This is a genomic window from Cognatishimia activa, assembly GCF_026016445.1.
GTDB classification, from domain to species: Bacteria; Pseudomonadota; Alphaproteobacteria; order Rhodobacterales; family Rhodobacteraceae; genus Cognatishimia; species Cognatishimia activa_B.
The window spans coordinates 2,433,705-2,450,572 of the sequence record NZ_CP096147.1 but is presented as its reverse complement, the minus strand read 5'-3'; the positions used below and the strand labels follow the sequence as shown (position 1 = coordinate 2,450,572).

Below are 16,868 nucleotides of genomic sequence, written 5' to 3'. Positions count from 1 at the left end.
AAGAATGATCCCACAGACAATGCACGCGGTTCACTTAACCGGTCATGGTGGATTGGAAAAACTGGAGTACCGCACAGATGTCGCGGTACCCGTGCCGACATCGGATGACGTCCTGATCCGCGTACTGGCGGCCGGTGTGAACAACACAGACATCAACACCCGCATTGGTTGGTATTCCAAATCCGTGACAACAGACACTGATGCTGGCGGCGCAGGCGGGTTTGATGGCGTAAACGAGGAAGATGCAACCTGGTCCGGCGAAGCGCTTCAATTGCCTCGTATCCAGGGTGCAGATATCTGCGGTGAAATCGTCGCTGTCGGTGAGGGTGGGGACGCATCTCGTATTGGGCAGCGTGTCATCGTGCGTAACATGCAACGCCACCATGCCGAAGACCGCCCATTTGAGTGCCTGACCATCGGAAGTGAAATAGACGGTGGATTTGCGCAATATTGCGTGGCCCGGTCTGACGAAACACATGCGGTAAACTGTGACTGGGACGACATCGAACTCGCAGCCATTCCTTGCGCCTATTCCACTGCGGAAAACATGCTGCATCGGGCCAACTTAGGCGCGGAAACTGTGCTGATCACAGGCGCGTCCGGGGGGGTTGGTTCCGCCGCGGTTCAGCTGGCCAAGCGTCGCGGTGCGACAGTGATCGCACTTTCGTCGGCATCCAAAGCGGATGCGGTTAAAGCGCTTGGTGCAGACCGCGTGCTAGACCGCAATGCAGACTTGGTGGCAGAACTCGGCGAAGGCACAATTGACGTTGTTGTGGATTTGGTCGCAGGAGAGAAGTGGCCAAGCCTGTTAGACGTTCTGCGCCGGGGCGGACGGTATGCAACAGCGGGCGCAATTGCTGGGCCGATTTGTGAAATCGACATTCGCACGCTCTATCTGAAAGACCTGACACTCTTCGGCTGCACTTTTCAGGAAGACGTCGTGTTCGAGAACCTCGTTAAATACATCGAAGCTGGTGAAATTCGTCCGGTGGTCGCTGGAACTTACCCGCTGAGCGACATCGCTCGCGCGCAAGAAGACTTCCTGACCAAGAAGCACACCGGGCAGCTGGTGTTGATCCCACCGCAGGACAGCTAATGCGCATTGAGACGATTGAAGTATATCAAGTAGACCTGCCCTACGCCCAAGGCTCCTACAAGCTTTCGGGTGGGCGGGTTTACAACAGCTTTGATGGCACTTTTGTCTGCTTAACAGCGGATGACGGAACAGAAGGTTGGGGTGAAAGCACACCTTTTGGATCAAACTATATTGCCGCACATGCCTTGGGCGTCCGCGCCGGCATCGAAGAAATCGCGCCGCATTTGATTGGGCGCGATCCGCGAGATGTTGAACGCATCAACGATGCTATGGACGAAGCACTAACAGGGCACAACCACGCCAAAGCCGCGCTGGACGTAGCCTGCTGGGATCTCTTTGGTAAATCTGTGGGCCTGCCTGTCTGTACGCTTTTGGGTGGTGCAACTGGTACGCCTTTGCCGATCATCAGTTCGATCTATGCCGGAGACCCTGAAGACATGCGTGCGCGCATCGCAGCGCATCGCGCCAAAGGCTATCTCGGTCATTCCATCAAAGTTGGTGCTTCTGAAGAAGAGGGGGGACCGCTACTGGATGCCGAGCGGATCGTCGCCTCCTTAGCAGATCGGCAATCCGGCGAATATTTCATTGTTGACGCCAACGGCGGTCTAACGCCTGAGGCCGCACTGCGAATGTTGAACGCGCTGCCACAGGGTTTGGATTTCGTATTGGAAGCCCCCTGTGCCACATGGCGAGAAACGCTGTCGCTGCGCAGGCGTACGACTGTTCCGATCATTTTGGATGAATTGATCCAGCAGGACCAAGATGTGGCTTTGCTTGTGTCGGAAGATGCAGCAGATGGCATTGGCTTGAAAATCACGAAATCGGGTGGTCTCACACGGTCTCGGCGCCAGCGCGACATTTGCCGCGCCACAGGTCTGAGCATGTCTGTTCAGGACACAACCGGTTCGGTTCTGGCTTTCGCGGCCATAGTGCACATGGGAGCCACGGTACCCACAAGCCTTCTGCGCTGCATCCTGGACACCCGGGATATGATCAATATTCCAACCGGTCAGTTTCATGCTCCGATCGAGAATGGAGGCGTTATGCCGACAAAAGCTCCGGGGCTGGGCGTGGCAATCAACCGAGACCTTCTGGGTGATCCCATCATGTCCTGGGGTCGTGGGGCCTGACGAATTGCAGGGAGAGGCATAATTTGGGACAGCATTTTTGTTTCTTGCTATTGGATGGGTTCTCCCACCTGTCCTTTTCCTGCGCCGTCGAACCACTCCGTTTGGCCAACCGCGCGAGTGGCGAAGAACTCTATAAGTTTACTTTAGCTTCAGAAAACGGAGAGACCGCGACCTGCCTGAATGGTTTCAAACTTGCCGTCGATACGGATTTCGCAAATCTGCCAAAGTGCGACCGTCTCTTTGTACTCGCGAGCTATGACATGAAAGCTGGGTTGACCCCCGCGCTGAAAACCGCGTTGAGGTATGAACGTGCGCGCGGCACCAAAATGGGCGGCCTGTGTTCTGGCGCTTGGATCCTCGCGGAGCTCGGTTTTCTCAACGGCATGCGGGCAGCCTTGCATTGGGAATTTCATGAAAGCTTCCGGGAAACCTTCCCTGATACGGAAGTCGTACGTAGTGTATTTGTCAGCAAAGAGAAGGTGTTGACCGCAGCAGGCGGCACGGCAAACGTTGATTTGATGCTCTCTTTAATCGGCCAAGAATATGGTGAGGAGCTGGCGATATCCGTTGCGGATCAAATGGTTCACAACTCCATTCGAGATGAAACTGTGGGCCAGAGAGTGTCGTTTCAAGCGCGTGTCGGTATACGCAACCCGCATTTGGCGAATGCCGTTGAGATCATGCAGAACTCGCTCGAAGAACCGACTTCTACAGCAATTGTAGCTCACCAGATTGGAATCTCGACACGTCAGCTGGAGCGACTATTCCGAAAGTATTTACAGATAACGCCAAAGCGTTATCAAACCGAGCTACGGCTGGAGCGCGCGCGGCAAATGCTGCTTCAGACGGAGCAATCTATCACTGAGATTGCCGTCGCTTGCGGCTTTGGAAGCATCGGGCATTTCTGCAAGGTCTACCGCAGACGCTATGGGGCAACACCGAAACATCAACGTACCAAAGTGGTCTAAAGCTATATCAGTTCAGAAGGGGCACATGGTTTTGCCCATGGCCTGAGATTTTCTCTTTAAAACCAGAGAGACGAAACAATGTTGAAGAGCAAAACGGGCTTATTTGGTCAGATAACTCTGCCTCTCAGTTTGCGATAAATGCCTGTCCAACCTTTAGATAAACGCCTTTCGATTGATTATGAACGTTGCCTGTGTGGCTCAACAACAGCAGGCGCTCAAAACTGATCGCAGAAATAGCTGCGTTTGTGATCCCTCAGAATAAGAGTCGGGAGGCACTAAATCGGATTGGCCGCGATGTAACCCGAAGCGGCGTGCACCCGGTGTCGATGTCTGAGAAAAGTCTTCGCAAACAGATCAGGCTGTTCGGGCGGCGCGGCGCGAATGATAGGTCCACACCATCCTCGACAAATCTAACATTCTCTCTGATACCAAAACACGCAAACGGGCTTTTTGGTAGCGGAATTGGAAGGTTTCCACAGCTTCCAGAAACAGAACCTCCATCAAGTTCGCAGGTATTCTCAGGGCTTTCGCGGCCTCAGCGAAACTGAATCTCGCACCCAACCTGACCCTTATCTGCTGCAGATAGCCTCAAGCGCGTTCAGCAAATTGTCGATTTGAGCCTGTTTGTGTTTGGCACTGACACCCAAACGCAGCATCGCCGTGTTGCCAGGGCTGGCGGGCGGTAGGATGAGATTGGTATAGAACCCCGCCTCGATAAGTTGGTGCCAAATCGCGACGGTCTGCTCTGGCCCACCGACCGAAACCGAAAACACCGGGCCAGGCATGAAGTCTTGCTTGCCCGAGATGTTCGACAGTCGTTGTCGGACATGGTCGCATCGCGACCGGAGAGCCTTTCTCAGTACATCGCCCTGTGCGATCGAAACATCGAGCCCCTTTGACACCGCCGCAAGCGTTGCAGGTGGCAAAGCGGCGCTGAACACATAGTTCACACTCAGGAAGCGCAAGAGTTCGAATTCGGCGGAATTGAATGTCGCGAAGCCGCCAATTGAACCAAGTGCCTTGCTGAATGTGCCCGTTATAATTTCCACCTCGGATAACAAACCGCATTCCTCTGCGACACCCAGGCCTCTACGACCAATGGTGCCGAAAGAATGAGCTTCATCGACCATCATAGTGAATGGTCGGATGCCACGAAGGGCCAAAATTTCCTTCAGTGGCGCGACTGTGCCCGACATGGAATACAGACCATCAACCACAACGAGCCAGTTGCCGTCCTCATGGGCATATCTTTCGAAACGTGACGTCAGATGGGCCACATCGTTGTGCCGAAACCGGGTCATTTGGGTGCCGCTCAGACGCACACCTTCGTAGAGGCTCGCGTGACACTCTTCATCAACGAAGATGCGCTGAAATTGTTCACCCATGCCCCCGAGGAGCGAGGCATTTGCCCCAAACCCGGTGCTGAAAATCATACTGCATGGTCGCTCATACAAGTCGCTGATCTGCTGCTCGACCTTCAAGCTTAGCGATTGAGTGCCCCCTGCCAGTCGCGACGCAGTCGCCCCGGTGCCATAGGTGTCGATTGCTTGCTTTGCAGCTGCGACGACGTCGGCTTGATGGCTGGTGCCCAGATAGTTGTTCGTACCGAAATTGATGACCTCACGCCCTGCATGTTCCAGAATGGTTGGGTCAGGCGTGGCATCGAGCACCATGCCCAATGGAAGCTCCTCGAAGCCAGCAAAAAGATCTGCCTGTTGATCAAGACGCCGTAACTTCTGTGCAGTGTCCAAAAGTCCTGCTGAGCGAGCGTCCTCCACTAATTCCTTAAAGTCATCCGCAGATTTATTGCGCCATTTGGCGAGGTAGTTTTCGTTAGGCATCAAGAATGCTTAGCCTCAGGGAATTTGTTGTTTAGGCCATTCTTACGTAAAGCGCGCGCCATGGAAAGCCTGTGCCTTCAATCTTACCTGCGAATGCGCTCTGCCAAAACCGGTATTAGTCAAGGAGCCGAGGATTTGAGGCGACTGATTGCGCAATATGAGTTGAGGTTTGACGGCGGTGAAAACTCTCAATCCGGCCGGAAAAGGCCAATCTATTCACGCGGAGATGCGACTTAACGGTGCCAGCCAAACCGCTCTGAACCAAAGGCTTATGCCATTTAAGTTCATCGGATTTAGTCTTGTAATATTCAAAATGTTCTGAGGAAATCAGGCCGCGGAGCGCCGAGCGCCTCCGAGCACCGAAAAGTCTCCATGGCTTCAGGAGGCCAGCATAGTGATATATTGAAACTGGCCAATGCCGAGGCGTCGACCCCACAAGATGATTCCAGCGGTAGCCCAATCGGGTGTAGCCCCCCTGCAGAACGGCATTCAGTGCGCATTGATCATTGAACGTAAGTATATGCGGCCGGTCCCGTAGGACTGAAATGGCTTCTTGGCCAATTTCGTGGTTGGTCCATTTCAAAGAGTCAACCACCAGAAGGCCTGAATTGAAGTACCCCGCGCCCTTCGGCACACCAAGTTTGTTGGTAATCACCTCAACCCGATCGTCGGAAATAACAGCCGTATCGTTCACAGCCGCCAGGGGCGTTTCGCCAAGGTCAAGCTGAGCTAGCGGACCGATATCATCGACAAAGCGTGTGTCGGCATCAATGATAATTACGCGATCTGACAAATTCCGCAGAAACTCATCAAATCGCAATATCCCGAACATCGCTTGCGATTTGCCACGCGCACTCGCCCAAGGCTCGCACCAAGTGCCGTCGACCTCCACAAAGTCAACATCCAGCTCAAAACGGGCCAAAAAAAGTTCGGCGCGGTATTTGGACGACGCGTCAACGTCGTGCAAGAGGATCGTCACATGTGGCAGAGTTCCGACATTATTTTCGACAAGCGAGGCGATTGAAATGCAGGCCAGGGGCAGAAATCCCTGATCGACGGAATAGACGAGTGCGAAGTTTTTCACCTCGGCGGCTTTATTCACATGTTTCATCGGCGCGAAGCAACTTTGCCATATCCAACTTGAAATGGGTGATCAGGTTTTGCAGGTTCTTGTCGTTGCCGTCTCCCCGTACGTTTCCTCGCGACAGCCTCTCACCGTTCCAGTGTGGAATAGAATTATATTCCTTAGCCGTCTCTGTGACTTGAACGCATGTCGTCCCGATCCGTGACGACATGACTTTCAGCCATAGATCGTCACTTGTTTCACAGATTTCGCGAAACAAGTCAGCTTTGAGTGTGTCGGAGTGAAGGCTGCCGGGCGGGTACAGTACACCGCCAACACCCAATGGTAAAAGCGACGCCGAAGGCTTGGTATTTGAGCCGGGAGGCCAATCGATATAGCACGCAACCTGGTTCTTAGGTGTTAGTACTATTTCACGCGACCGATTACAGATTATGCTCTTCGGATGCATTTCTGCTTTTTTGACCAACCCCTCCAGCCAATTTCTTGGATAAATCTTATCATCGTCGCAGGTCACAATTGCTTTATCGGGAAAATCCTGCAGCGCGTGGTAGATTTTGTTCAGTGATTTGACATTCGTATCCACAAAGCGGATCTGAAACCGCTCCCCAACCAGTGATTGCAATTTCGGTGGTATTTCACTGATTGTTTCACGCGACGACAGATAAAGGACAACAGCGTCTGGCTTCACGCTTTGAGACAATAGCCCCGCGATACAGATATGCAGCTTCTCAAATCGAGCTGGGTAGCTGGTCAGGCTGACAACAACATTTTCTGCCCGACGCGCCGACTTACGTGACGCGCGCGACAAATTACTTTGAAAGGTCAACTTTAGCAATGCGGGGCCATAGGCAAGATGTTCGCGTAGATCCGTGACGAACGCATTGCCGCGCCGAATGTATGGCCTCTGCGCTGGGCGTTCTTGGGCAATTGGTGCCGGCGCTTCTTCGATTTTACGCGCCAATCTGGCCACACCTGCCGGTGAGATATGATAGCGAACATGGGCCACATCACACCCTTGTAGCAGCGCTTTTGAGAGCTGGTCTTCTGTTTGAAGTCGTCTGACCTCGCCACCCAAAAGGGCGATCTGAGACCGGTGTTTAAACATTAGCCCTCTCCAAAGCACCCTTTGGTTGCGCGGATGTAAGTCAGCGAGATGGCTGAGTTCATTTCGGGCCAAATCTAGCCAATCATCGAAGAACTGCCTGACAAATTTCGAATTACGCATAACGATAAAGCCGGCATTCGGCAGGCGTATTTTCCGGTACTCGAGAGCAGCCCGTATATTGAAAGGTAATTCGATGGCCCCAACGCGAGCCGTATCCGGTGAAAAGACCAACGCCTTTGGAAAAAACCGCTCTAAAATGGCATCCATCGAAAGGTCTGGATTGCAGACATAGGTGTCAGCATCCACGAGCGTCACGATCTCAGCAGTACTCTTCGCCAAATGCTGGCGCACCATTTCAATTTTGCTCCAATTGACATGCATGTCCGGAATGAGCCGCTCTGAATAGCGAAAGTAATTGTATCCTTTGCGTTCGCAATAGGCTGCCCAAAGAGCGCTTGAATGCTGCGCGTAATGATCAATTTCTGGCGTCGCCAACATTATGACATCGCAGCTTTTTTTACGACTACTCATAAACCGATATGCCCTTTTGTCTCTGTTGCAGTAAACGCGCTGGCCGTGACCGGTTCGACCGATCCAGCTTCAACCCGCAAAATGCTGTCAGCGATCGACGTCCATGCCGGGCGATGGGTGACCGCCAAAATCGTCAGCATACCACGCAAGTCTTTGATGTTTGAGCATATTGCCATTTCAGTTTCCGGATCGAGCGCGCTGGTGACTTCATCAAGAAGCAGTATCTTTGGCTCGGTGACAAGCGCGCGCGCCAACGCAAGGCGCTGCCGCTCACCACCTGAGAACCGTGTACCCATTTCGCCAGCATTCGTCTCAAGCCCGTGGGGCAGGGCATCTACGAAAGTATCAGCACCCGCCAAACGCAGCGCCTTTTCAATCGCTGCATCGGTAATATCAGGGTCGCCCAGCGTGATATTCTCGCGCAATGTTCCGTGTAAAAGCGTCGTTTCCTGGGGGACATACCCAATCATTTGGCGCAAAAGGCCAAGGTCGATCTCTGCCAAAGGAGTATCGTCTATAAGAACCCGGCCTGAATCTGGTTGATACAGTCCAAGCAACAGGTCGATGAGGGTCGACTTGCCCGCCCCGGATGGTCCGATCAGTACGGTGATTTCATTAGCTTCAATCGTAAAATTCGCGTTTTTAATGATCGATTTACCATCGTGTCCAAAGGAAACTGCATCAAAAGTGCAATCGCGTTCGATGCTTGGCACTTTGTGACCCGATCGCTCCTCCTGCATGGCTTCAAGTTGTTCAACCTGATCCTGCGCACTCCAATAGGCAGCCTCGGCACCGGCGACCTGCTGCAGGCAACGTTGGCTTTGCTTTAGCGTTTCGATGGCGCGGATAGAAAGAATGCCCATGATGGCCAATTCAGAAAACGGAATTTCCAGCCAAACATTCGCGATATAGATCCCGATCAGAAGCGTGCCGACGAGAAACGCGTCGCTGACCGTATAAACGGTATTCCCTAATATGGATATGCGCCGGCCTGAGGCTCGTATTTGGCGGTTTTGTTCTTGAATGTGCGCCTCAATGTGCGCTTGGCGATCCATGGCGACGATCGGCTTAATGTTGGTCAAAGTGTCTGACAGAGAAGTCGATAGTGCCGAAAAACTTTCAGTCTGACGTTTGCCTAATATGCGCGTGCGTTTCACCAGAAAACCAAAACACAGATAGAACCCGAGACCGACAACAATCCCGATTATGGTTAACCCGAGTGACACCAACACGGCAGCGGCAAGGTAAAAGAATGCTTGTATGGAGTAGCTGAACAAACGCGCCGACTGGCGGTAAGCCACGACGGCACGGTTTGTATTATTGACAATTTCATTGGTTAGCTGCCCGGCCTTGCGCTGCACGAGAAATCGCCAATTCGCGCCAAAAAGAAGCTTTAAAAGTTTCGTACGAAGGCGCGCGGAAACATCAATCTCGGCAAAGCTTGAAACGTTCAAAGCAAGATAAGAAAGGCCATACTTGGCGACAAACAAGATAAAGAGAAATACAATGAGTTCGCGATTTCCTGGTTCCAATCCCACGGTTGAAAGGGCGCCAAGCGCGATCTGAGCGAGTCTGGACTGCTCTCCTTCAACCGTTGATGAAAAGAGCGGTAACAAAGCGCCGATGCCGATGATCTCTAGCGCACTGGCTAGGACTAGCGCCATAAGCACAAGAAACGGTTTTGAGCCCTCGGCGTGGAAGAAGATCTTGAATGCGCTGCTCATCGTTCCCTTGCAGTTCGTCTAATCGCAGTTCCTCGGCGTGAACTTGCCCTACAAAGCCGGGTATTGCCAGCGCAAACGCTGGACGGCACCCTATGAGATCAATGCGTTTCAGACATGGGTGATCCGTCAGAAGTTTTGGTGTCGCGCGCCAAAGATACTGAAAAGATCCGTTGATAGGCCAGCGCCACATCGGCCCATGTGGTCATGTCTTTGCGCAATTTGGCTTGGAAGCGGCGGGCAAGGCTGCCGCGTTGCTCTGGGTCAGCGCACAAGGCGTTGATCCGAGCGGTCCAGGCTGCGGCGTTTCCACTTGGCAAAAGTATACCCGTTTCACCATCGCGGATAGCGGACGGGATTCCATCGACATCCGCAGCAAGGCAAAGCGCGCCATTGTACGTCGCCTCCTGAATAACCAATCCGAAGCCCTCGAAGTCGCCTTCGACCTTCAGGTTAGGCATCACGTATATATGGCTATGAAGGTATATTTGGTTCAAGTGCTCGCGCGGCAAACGGCCCAAAAGGGCGACCCGCCCCTTCAATTCCGGTCGCTGTGATATGTCCTTCAGTTTGATGTAGTCCGTCTCTGCGCCGACGGCATGGCAGAGCCCTTGGAACAAAGCGTCGGGCAAGAATTTGCGCAAAAACTGCAACATAGGACCTGCACCCGATGCCGGGCCAACAACCGCATATATTGCATCGTCGGGGAGGTCTGGTAGTACATTCCCAGCGAACCAAGAAAACCCTTTTCGCGGGACCGGCCTGCCTGCGGATAGAACAATGACCTGTTTGTCGCAATCTATGCCGTGCTGTTCTTTGAGCCATTTTGCGAATTCGGGATCTTTGCTGTCGCTCCAATTGGTGTCGCATGCATTCAACACGATGCTGACCTTTTTCTCGGGGACCCCGCGTTCAACACAGCCCGCTGCTGTTTCCGCGCTGACCGCGATCACGCCTTCAAAACGCTTTAGGAACGTTCGCACCCACCATTGGTAGGCACGCATTCCGAGATACACGTCCAACCCGTGAACGGTCACAAAAACCTTCTTACGCGAGATCAGGAATGGCGTGAGAAAAATCCCCATCAGGCCATCATTCCCGTGGATAACATCGATTTCACGGTCTTTTATTAGACGTATCGCTACCCACGGGATGATGATCAAAAAGAACAGCCAGACCGGATAGCGGCTGTTGTAGGCAATAACGCTACTCTCGCCGATTTCTTGGTAGTTGCGGGTCAGCGCATAACTTTGTTGCTGCATGCCACCAAGGCTTGGCGGGTATTTATGCGTGACAAACAAGATTTTCGGCGCGTTGCGTTCCATCACATCACTCCGACCGATCAGTGCGTTTCTAAGAGGCTTGCATAGGCATTGCGCACCTGACGATACGCTGCGGCCTTGGTGAAGGTGGCGCTTCGGACGAGAGCCGCATCTCCCATTCTCCGTCGCAAGTCGTCGTTCTGCACAAACTCCGATAGCCTGTCGATCATTGCGCCTACATCGTCGGCCGGTTCAAGAAATCCCGTCACACCCTGATCAACCAGTGATCGGCTGCCAGTGGCGTCGGCGCAGACCGCTGGCAACGCTGAAGCCATCGCTTCAAGCGTGACATTGCCAAAGGTTTCGGTGAGGCTCGCAAAAAAGAAAATATCGGACGAAGCATAGGCGCGGGCCAAATCGTCGCCTCCTTGAAAGCCGGTAAAGATTGCCTCTGGAAGTCGCGCTTCAAGGGAGGTGCGCTCCGGACCATCACCAACAACAACAGCGCGAAATGCCAGTCCACGTGCCTTCAATCCACTGAGCACGTCAACCAAAACACCAAGGTTCTTTTCGCGCACCAGTCGCGACACAAACAAAACCACAATCTCGTCGGAGCCAATCCCTAGGTCCTGCCGCCATTTGGTTGATCGCTTGGTTGGACTAAACTGATCGGAATCGACCCCGCGCGCCCATACCACGATGTCGCGGCCATAGCCCGCTTGTTCAATATCGTCAGCCATCGATTGGGTGGGCGCGCAAACCCGGTCAGCTTTACTGTAGAAGTTTCGCAAATATTTTGATGCGAGCGAAAGTGCGAAGCCAGCTCCATAATAGTCGAAATATGTTTCGTAGCGCGTGTGATACGACGCCAGCACCGGGATGTTGTGCCGTCGAGCGTAAAACAGTGCCCGCCAGCCAAGAATATCGGGCGCTGCGATGTGAAAAAGCGTTGGCTCGAAGGCATCAAGGCGTTTCTTTGCGCTGCGCCCGAGCCCAACCGAGGCGCGATACTCCCGCCGCCCGGGCATGGGGATAGACGGCACAGATACGAGCGTGCCGGCATAGTCGAGCGCTGAGTGCTTAGCTGTTGGTGCGAATACGAGCACCTCAACGCCGTCGCGCTCCAGCTGTTCCACCAGCCGGTTCAACGTCACGGCGACGCCATCAACAATATAGTCATAGACACCCGAAAAGATTGCAAGACGCAGCGGTCTGTGACTAGATTCCAGTTGCGTTGTGGGTAAATCCAAATTGGGTCTCTGCATCTGGATGCTGTGGTGGCGGTATGAAACGATACAATTTGATAGGAGCCATAACGGCCTTAGTAAAGCTCAAACTCGTCCTGCTATGTGCCACGCTTGGCGTCGCGGCCGCATCGCCGGGCTATGGCCAATCGCTTTGTGCGCCTCAATATCCCGTGCCCAAAGATGAGGGCGTTGTCTTTTTCATCCAGCGCTCCGGCAACTCAAACACGATCGTCTATGTGGCCAACCAGCTGGCGGATGGCGCGATTGATCCAGATGATCCGGTCGAAGGTTACTGGCGATATCTAAGTGGGAGCGGACGCAAGGGGCCGCTGCGATTTTTAGAAAGCCAATTGGCCTTTGGCGTGAATGTTAAACCGCTAGCTGGGCAGCCTGGCAAATTTTCGGCAAGTCTGAATGCCGCGCCAAATATCAAAGTGCGCCTTGAACCCACTCCTGACGGCCAGGTGCGCGCAGTGATGCCGGTCGCGAACCGAGAGGCGCAGCTGATCTGTGTTTTCGTTGAATGGCGCGAGGGGCTTGGCGGGATTCCCAATGTGGTCCACGTCGACTTTCACGGGCTAACACTGGATGGCGCGGAGCATGTCATTCAGCGCTTGCGTCGCTAATCGGTCCCATCGGCGTCAGGTGAACCCGGCGGTGCCCAGCCTATGCGCATTGATCTAGCAACCACAAAGTCGATGAGCCAAACTGGTGCAAATTTTTGCAATCCCAAAACCAAGCGGAGTGGCCAAGGGAAAGTAATTTGCGCGGCTCCCTTTCCAACACCGGCCATAACCTTTTCCGCTGCGCGCTCAGGCGTCCAGCAAAAGGGACGCGGCATGGCGAGCGACTGGCTCATCGGCGTATCGATAAAGCCCGGTCGAACAACCGTGACCCCCACACCTTTCTCAGACAGCAAGCGGCGCAGCCCGTCGCCATATATCTGTACCGCAGCTTTTGACGCGCAATAGACAGGCGATTGGGGAACGCCGAGAGAGTCCTGAATTGACCCGACAATAACAATTTGGCCGCGCCCACGCGCGACCATTTTTGGCGTGGCGGGTGTCACCGTATTGACGACACCGACAGTGTTGACGGAAAGGATGTTTCGCGCCTGCTCCCCATCTTCACCAGAAGGCGGTGCAAGGGCCGCCGCTCCTCCGAGCCCCGCATTAGCGACGAGAATATCGATTGGCAGTGCATCGTAACAACGCGCCAACCATGCCTCCATCGCCGCCGCATCGGTCACATCGAGAGTTGCAGTATGCACATTCGCGCCAGCGCGCTCGCAGGCAGTCGCCACCTCTTCCAGCCGTTCGGCATTGCGGCCCGCAAGCGAAAGCATTCTGCCAGGGCGCGCATAACCAATCGCCAGGGCGCGTCCGAGCCCGCTTGTCGCGCCAGTGATTACGACATGTTCAGGGTCTGTGATTGGCGTTGCACGTCTCATTCCGTCCGCAATCCGTGATCGTTTCTATCGATATCGTCCTGCACGCGCTGATCATGACCATAAAGAAAGACCAGGGTTCCAAGCGCTAGAAAGGTCGGCCAAATCCAAACCGAGACCAGCAAGGGCACGAGCCCGCTTTCTCCAAAAAGCGTAAGTGTCGTGGTTCCGACATGGACGGCGTATCCTATCGCTACGACAGCCAAAAGGCGCAACGGTTCGGTCTGCGGTTTGAACATGGTCAGAGCAAGACCGGCTCCAACCAACGCCATAGCGATGCAAATCAGAACATCCGAGTAACGTTGCTGATAAGCAGCCCTAAATGATAACGCGTTTGGGACGCTTCCCTGAGCAGTCGCAAGTTGCCGCAATGGCCCAAGTGGTAAAAGATGCGGGTCGATTCCGATATAATCCGCCCAAACGGGACTAAGCGGAACTTGCTCGGCAATCGACGAGAAGAAGCTTTCGTCTGCACGGGCAAGCCAGCTCCAGCCATCTTCCGCCCAGGAAAAGGACCAAACCTTACCGTTCTGAAACTCCCAGCCTCCGGCCGCAGGCAATGCCGTGGCCTGATCAGCGGTGATGATCGTTTCCAATTTGCCCGATGGCGCAATCCGGTAAACGACGACCTCTTTCAAAACCGGGTCTGGCCCGAAGGCAATGCGTCCGTTGAACACTGTTCCCTCTGTTGCGAACCATTCCGAAACAGCGGTTTCTTTGCGAGTGAACCCGGCCCCATAGTTCCGATAGCCCGCTTCCGCCTGTGCTTGGGCTGAATACGTGCGGGTAATATTCACAGCGCCAAATTGCATGGCACCGATGACCACGCCAAAGACCAATGCGGGCACTACAGAGTATATTGGCGCGCGCCCACTGCCGAAGATCATCGACCGCTCATTGGACTTTGACAACGCGAATTCCGCCCAAAGCACACCCATCATCGCAGCGACTGGCAACAGTTGCGGCAGAACGAATGCTGCGCGCAGGAAAACGTAGTGCACGAGCACCCAAAGCCCATCGAGGCCCCCAGCGTCATCATTCAATGACAACACACGCGTCATTCGGCCAACCACATCCAGCGCGAGGATTATTGCCAGAACGATGCCGCCAAATACCAGCGCACGGCGAAAATAGAGCCCTGCCACATAAGAAGTTTCCCGTCCAAACAGGGCTCTCAGATGACTCACCGCAGGCTTTTTCTGCCGGGATGGAGATGAGTTGGCGCTCATAATCGTGTTTCCAACGGTTGAATCAGGCCGCTCTCGCGTCGGATAAAACCGACAATCAGCGCAATCCAAATGATTGCCGCCACGGTAGCGATGCCTGCAAGCATGGTGACCATGCCTGCACCGGTCAGCGATTGCACCAAAAAAGTTCCCAAAAACTGTGCTGACAGAACTAGCCCACCGGCCAGCGGCAGCGCAAATAAATAGGTCCGTGGCGTTGTCAGTGTCGCTGCAAGTAACGCCACAAAAGGCGCGAGCAGACACAGGAGATCTCGCAGAAATCGTTCGGCCAGCGTTGCAGCGGCATCTGCATCCTCTTTTCCCGAACTGAGCAGTTCCAGATTGGTCCAGTCGGGAACACGGCTGCGGCGCTCTGGCAATTCGGCCGTTTCAGGCTCCTGGAATTGGATAAACATTTGCTCTGACAATGCGATTTCGGCGGTCTCAGACGCGCATCCATCGCAAGGTTCAGTGCTTTGGGAAGCCGCTTCGTCGGTACTAAATTGATAGACCGCGACATCACCTAATATCAGACCAAGCCCAAGCTCTTCTTCAACTGGCGCTCGAAAGCTGTGGTGAGCGGTTACAAACCGGGTGGTTCCATCATCGAGGCGCTCGTGGATGAACAATCCCCGGGCGGTTTCGTTAAACCGACCAGAGTCTGCAAAAAACACGTAATCGCCGACTGCATTGAACTCACCCGCTGCGATCCGCCCCTCACGCACGGCATCGTTTTTGATATCGAATAAGGTTTTTGCCAGATGATAGCGCGCAAGCGGCTCGGCATAACCTGAAATCAGATGCGAAACCAAAATAGCGCCAAGGCCTATGCCGAAATTCATCTGCAGAAGACCTTTGGTCGTGAACCCCATCCCCGCAAAACTTGCGAATTCCCCAGATGCCCGTCTATTCATGATGACCAGATAACTGCCCACCAAAACGGCAAGCGGCAACGCGATCACGAGGACACCTGGAACGGTCAGAATGGTCAACGCGAGAAAGTTCCAAAGACCGGCTTGGTGTTCAATCGCTTCAGGCAACAAATCGGCGACCACGACATTTGTCAAAAATATCGCCTGCGCCCCCAGTAAGACGAAGAACGCCAGCCTGAATACTTCGTAAGCAAACACCGCACGGTAGCGGCGCAGGATAGGGCCGGATACTCGGCGTCGGATCAGAGCGTTCGATTTCAAAGTCGAAACGGCCGATGTTTCAAGCGAAGCTGAGACATAAAGTAAGATCTACAGGTTCCCAAGCGCGACCTGCCGTTGGGTCGAAATCCCACATCTAAAAGTATCATCACGCCACCTTTTCGATTGCCATATTATATGTCTATCGTTGGTTTGAAATCTACTTTAAAACTGTGAGCGTTAAGTCTCGATGCGGTATGCGTCGAAGCAAGTTTCGATGAATGGGACCGTTCCGACGCAGATGCACCGCACAGAGCCCCAATTTCAGCCGGCCGCCGGTTCCTTGCGCATTCGCGACGTCAAAAAAGCGCTGCAACAACAAGATATTGTTCGTGGCATCAGCCTAGTGGTTGAACCCGGTCAAATTGTCGGACTGTTGGGGCCAAATGGTGCAGGCAAATCAACTTTGATTGGTCTGATTGCAGGGGTGCAATTGCCCGATACAGGCAAAATCGAAATTGATGGGGTCGATGCTACGAAACTGCCCCTTTATGCGCGCGCTCAGCTTGGCGTGGCATACCTCCCACAGGAAGCTTCCGTCTTTCGCGGATTATCAGTCGAAGACAATATTCTTCTGTATCTCGAAGCAGTCGAGTCTGATAGGGCTGAGATATCCAGACGCCTTGAAAGCCTGCTGAATGAATTTGGCCTTACCAAGATTAGACGTCGCAAAACGGCGGTCCTGTCTGGCGGCGAGCGTCGGCGCTGCGAGATCGCGCGGATGATCGCGGGCGATCCGAAATATGTGCTGCTTGACGAGCCTTTTGCCGGTGTCGATCCGCTCGCAATTTCGTCAGTGCAGCAAACCATAATCCGGCTAAAGGAACGCGGTATGGGAGTTGTGATTTCCGATCATAATGTGCGCGAGACGCTGTCAATCGTCGATCGCGCCAACATTATGCATGCGGGTGCGCTGCTGGCCCAAGGCACAGCGGAAGAGCTCATCAAAGATTTGAATGTCCGCAACCTGTTTCTGGGCGATATTTTCAACCAATGAAGGCAGGAAAAATTACAATAGAG

General features: G+C 53.8%; 14 protein-coding genes. 5 read left to right on the top strand and 9 right to left on the bottom strand.

Annotation, left to right across the window (positions count from 1 at the left end; all coding sequences use genetic code 11):
- Window positions 1–4 precede the first annotated feature (4 nt).
- The 3 genes from M0D42_RS12270 to M0D42_RS12260 are packed head-to-tail and all read left to right on the top strand — an operon-like array spanning window position 5 to window position 3,194.
- Entirely contained in the window at window positions 5–1,096 is a 1,092-nt protein-coding gene (locus M0D42_RS12270; RefSeq protein ID WP_265018898.1) for an alcohol dehydrogenase family protein, read from the top strand.
- Window positions 1,096–2,226 (top strand): mandelate racemase/muconate lactonizing enzyme family protein, encoded by a 1,131-nt coding sequence (locus M0D42_RS12265; RefSeq protein WP_265018897.1) that lies wholly within the window; start codon window positions 1,096–1,098, stop codon window positions 2,224–2,226. Before M0D42_RS12270 ends, M0D42_RS12265 begins: the two co-directional genes overlap by 1 nt.
- 23 nt (window positions 2,227–2,249) lie before the next feature.
- Entirely contained in the window at window positions 2,250–3,194 is a 945-nt protein-coding gene (locus tag M0D42_RS12260; protein ID WP_265018896.1) for a GlxA family transcriptional regulator, read from the top strand.
- Window positions 3,195–3,763: 569 nt separating this feature from the next.
- On the opposite strand, the gene M0D42_RS12255 is transcribed toward M0D42_RS12260, so the two are convergent.
- The 6 genes from M0D42_RS12255 to M0D42_RS12230 all read right to left on the bottom strand — a co-directional run bounded on the left by M0D42_RS12255 (window position 3,764) and on the right by M0D42_RS12230 (window position 11,988).
- Window positions 3,764–5,035: an aminotransferase class I/II-fold pyridoxal phosphate-dependent enzyme gene (locus M0D42_RS12255; RefSeq protein WP_265018895.1), complete on the bottom strand. Its 1,272-nt coding sequence runs from the start codon at window positions 5,033–5,035 to the stop codon at window positions 3,764–3,766.
- Window positions 5,036–5,150: 115 nt separating this feature from the next.
- A complete protein-coding gene (locus tag M0D42_RS12250) occupies window positions 5,151–6,146 on the bottom strand; it encodes a glycosyltransferase family 8 protein (protein WP_265018894.1) in 996 nt (331 codons plus the stop codon).
- On the bottom strand, window positions 6,130–7,755 hold the full coding sequence (locus M0D42_RS12245) for a hypothetical protein (RefSeq protein WP_265018893.1): 1,626 nt from the start codon (window positions 7,753–7,755) through the stop codon (window positions 6,130–6,132). Before M0D42_RS12245 ends, M0D42_RS12250 begins: the two co-directional genes overlap by 17 nt.
- Window positions 7,752–9,479: an ABC transporter ATP-binding protein gene (locus M0D42_RS12240; protein WP_265018892.1), complete on the bottom strand. Its 1,728-nt coding sequence runs from the start codon at window positions 9,477–9,479 to the stop codon at window positions 7,752–7,754. Before M0D42_RS12240 ends, M0D42_RS12245 begins: the two co-directional genes overlap by 4 nt.
- Before the next feature lie 98 nt (window positions 9,480–9,577).
- Window positions 9,578–10,801 (bottom strand): glycosyltransferase family 4 protein, encoded by a 1,224-nt coding sequence (locus tag M0D42_RS12235; protein ID WP_265018891.1) that lies wholly within the window; start codon window positions 10,799–10,801, stop codon window positions 9,578–9,580.
- A 17-nt stretch (window positions 10,802–10,818) separates the two neighbouring features.
- Window positions 10,819–11,988, bottom strand: coding sequence for a glycosyltransferase family 4 protein (locus M0D42_RS12230; RefSeq protein WP_265018890.1), 1,170 nt, complete (start codon window positions 11,986–11,988; stop codon window positions 10,819–10,821).
- Window positions 11,989–12,023: 35 nt separating this feature from the next.
- On the opposite strand from M0D42_RS12230, the gene M0D42_RS12225 reads away from it, so the two are divergent.
- On the top strand, window positions 12,024–12,611 hold the full coding sequence (locus M0D42_RS12225; RefSeq protein ID WP_265018889.1) for a DUF4833 domain-containing protein: 588 nt from the start codon (window positions 12,024–12,026) through the stop codon (window positions 12,609–12,611).
- On the opposite strand, the gene M0D42_RS12220 is transcribed toward M0D42_RS12225, so the two are convergent.
- The 3 genes from M0D42_RS12220 to M0D42_RS12210 are packed head-to-tail and all read right to left on the bottom strand — an operon-like array spanning window position 12,608 to window position 15,851.
- Window positions 12,608–13,435 (bottom strand): SDR family NAD(P)-dependent oxidoreductase, encoded by an 828-nt coding sequence (locus M0D42_RS12220; RefSeq protein WP_265018888.1) that lies wholly within the window; start codon window positions 13,433–13,435, stop codon window positions 12,608–12,610. The two genes, M0D42_RS12225 and M0D42_RS12220, sit on opposite strands and share 4 nt — an antisense overlap.
- Window positions 13,432–14,619: an LptF/LptG family permease gene (locus M0D42_RS12215; protein ID WP_265018887.1), complete on the bottom strand. Its 1,188-nt coding sequence runs from the start codon at window positions 14,617–14,619 to the stop codon at window positions 13,432–13,434. The genes M0D42_RS12220 and M0D42_RS12215 overlap by 4 nt, the downstream gene beginning before the upstream one ends.
- 38 nt (window positions 14,620–14,657) lie before the next feature.
- The gene (locus M0D42_RS12210; RefSeq protein ID WP_265018886.1) at window positions 14,658–15,851 is read right to left on the bottom strand and encodes an LptF/LptG family permease; all 1,194 of its coding nucleotides are present in this window, start codon (window positions 15,849–15,851) and stop codon (window positions 14,658–14,660) included.
- A gap of 214 nt (window positions 15,852–16,065) precedes the next feature.
- Here M0D42_RS12210 and lptB point away from each other — a divergent pair, with 214 nt between their 5' ends.
- A complete protein-coding gene (lptB, locus tag M0D42_RS12205; protein ID WP_265018885.1) occupies window positions 16,066–16,845 on the top strand; it encodes an LPS export ABC transporter ATP-binding protein in 780 nt (259 codons plus the stop codon).
- Window positions 16,846–16,868: the final 23 nt, after the last annotated feature.

Bases quoted from the DNA above. Each gene is read 5' to 3' on its own strand.
- M0D42_RS12240 (WP_265018892.1), bottom strand. From the start codon at position 9,479: ATGAGCAGCGCATTCAAGATCTTCTTCCACGCCGAGGGCTCAAAACCG.
- M0D42_RS12270 (WP_265018898.1), top strand. From the start codon at position 5: ATGATCCCACAGACAATGCACGCGGTTCACTTAACCGGTCATGGTGGA.
- M0D42_RS12265 (WP_265018897.1), top strand. From the start codon at position 1,096: ATGCGCATTGAGACGATTGAAGTATATCAAGTAGACCTGCCCTACGCC.
- M0D42_RS12220 (WP_265018888.1), bottom strand. From the start codon at position 13,435: ATGAGACGTGCAACGCCAATCACAGACCCTGAACATGTCGTAATCACT.
- M0D42_RS12235 (WP_265018891.1), bottom strand. From the start codon at position 10,801: ATGGAACGCAACGCGCCGAAAATCTTGTTTGTCACGCATAAATACCCG.
- M0D42_RS12250 (WP_265018894.1), bottom strand. From the start codon at position 6,146: ATGAAACATGTGAATAAAGCCGCCGAGGTGAAAAACTTCGCACTCGTC.
- lptB (WP_265018885.1), top strand. From the start codon at position 16,066: ATGAATGGGACCGTTCCGACGCAGATGCACCGCACAGAGCCCCAATTT.
- M0D42_RS12225 (WP_265018889.1), top strand. From the start codon at position 12,024: ATGAAACGATACAATTTGATAGGAGCCATAACGGCCTTAGTAAAGCTC.
- M0D42_RS12245 (WP_265018893.1), bottom strand. From the start codon at position 7,755: ATGAGTAGTCGTAAAAAAAGCTGCGATGTCATAATGTTGGCGACGCCA.
- M0D42_RS12255 (WP_265018895.1), bottom strand. From the start codon at position 5,035: ATGCCTAACGAAAACTACCTCGCCAAATGGCGCAATAAATCTGCGGAT.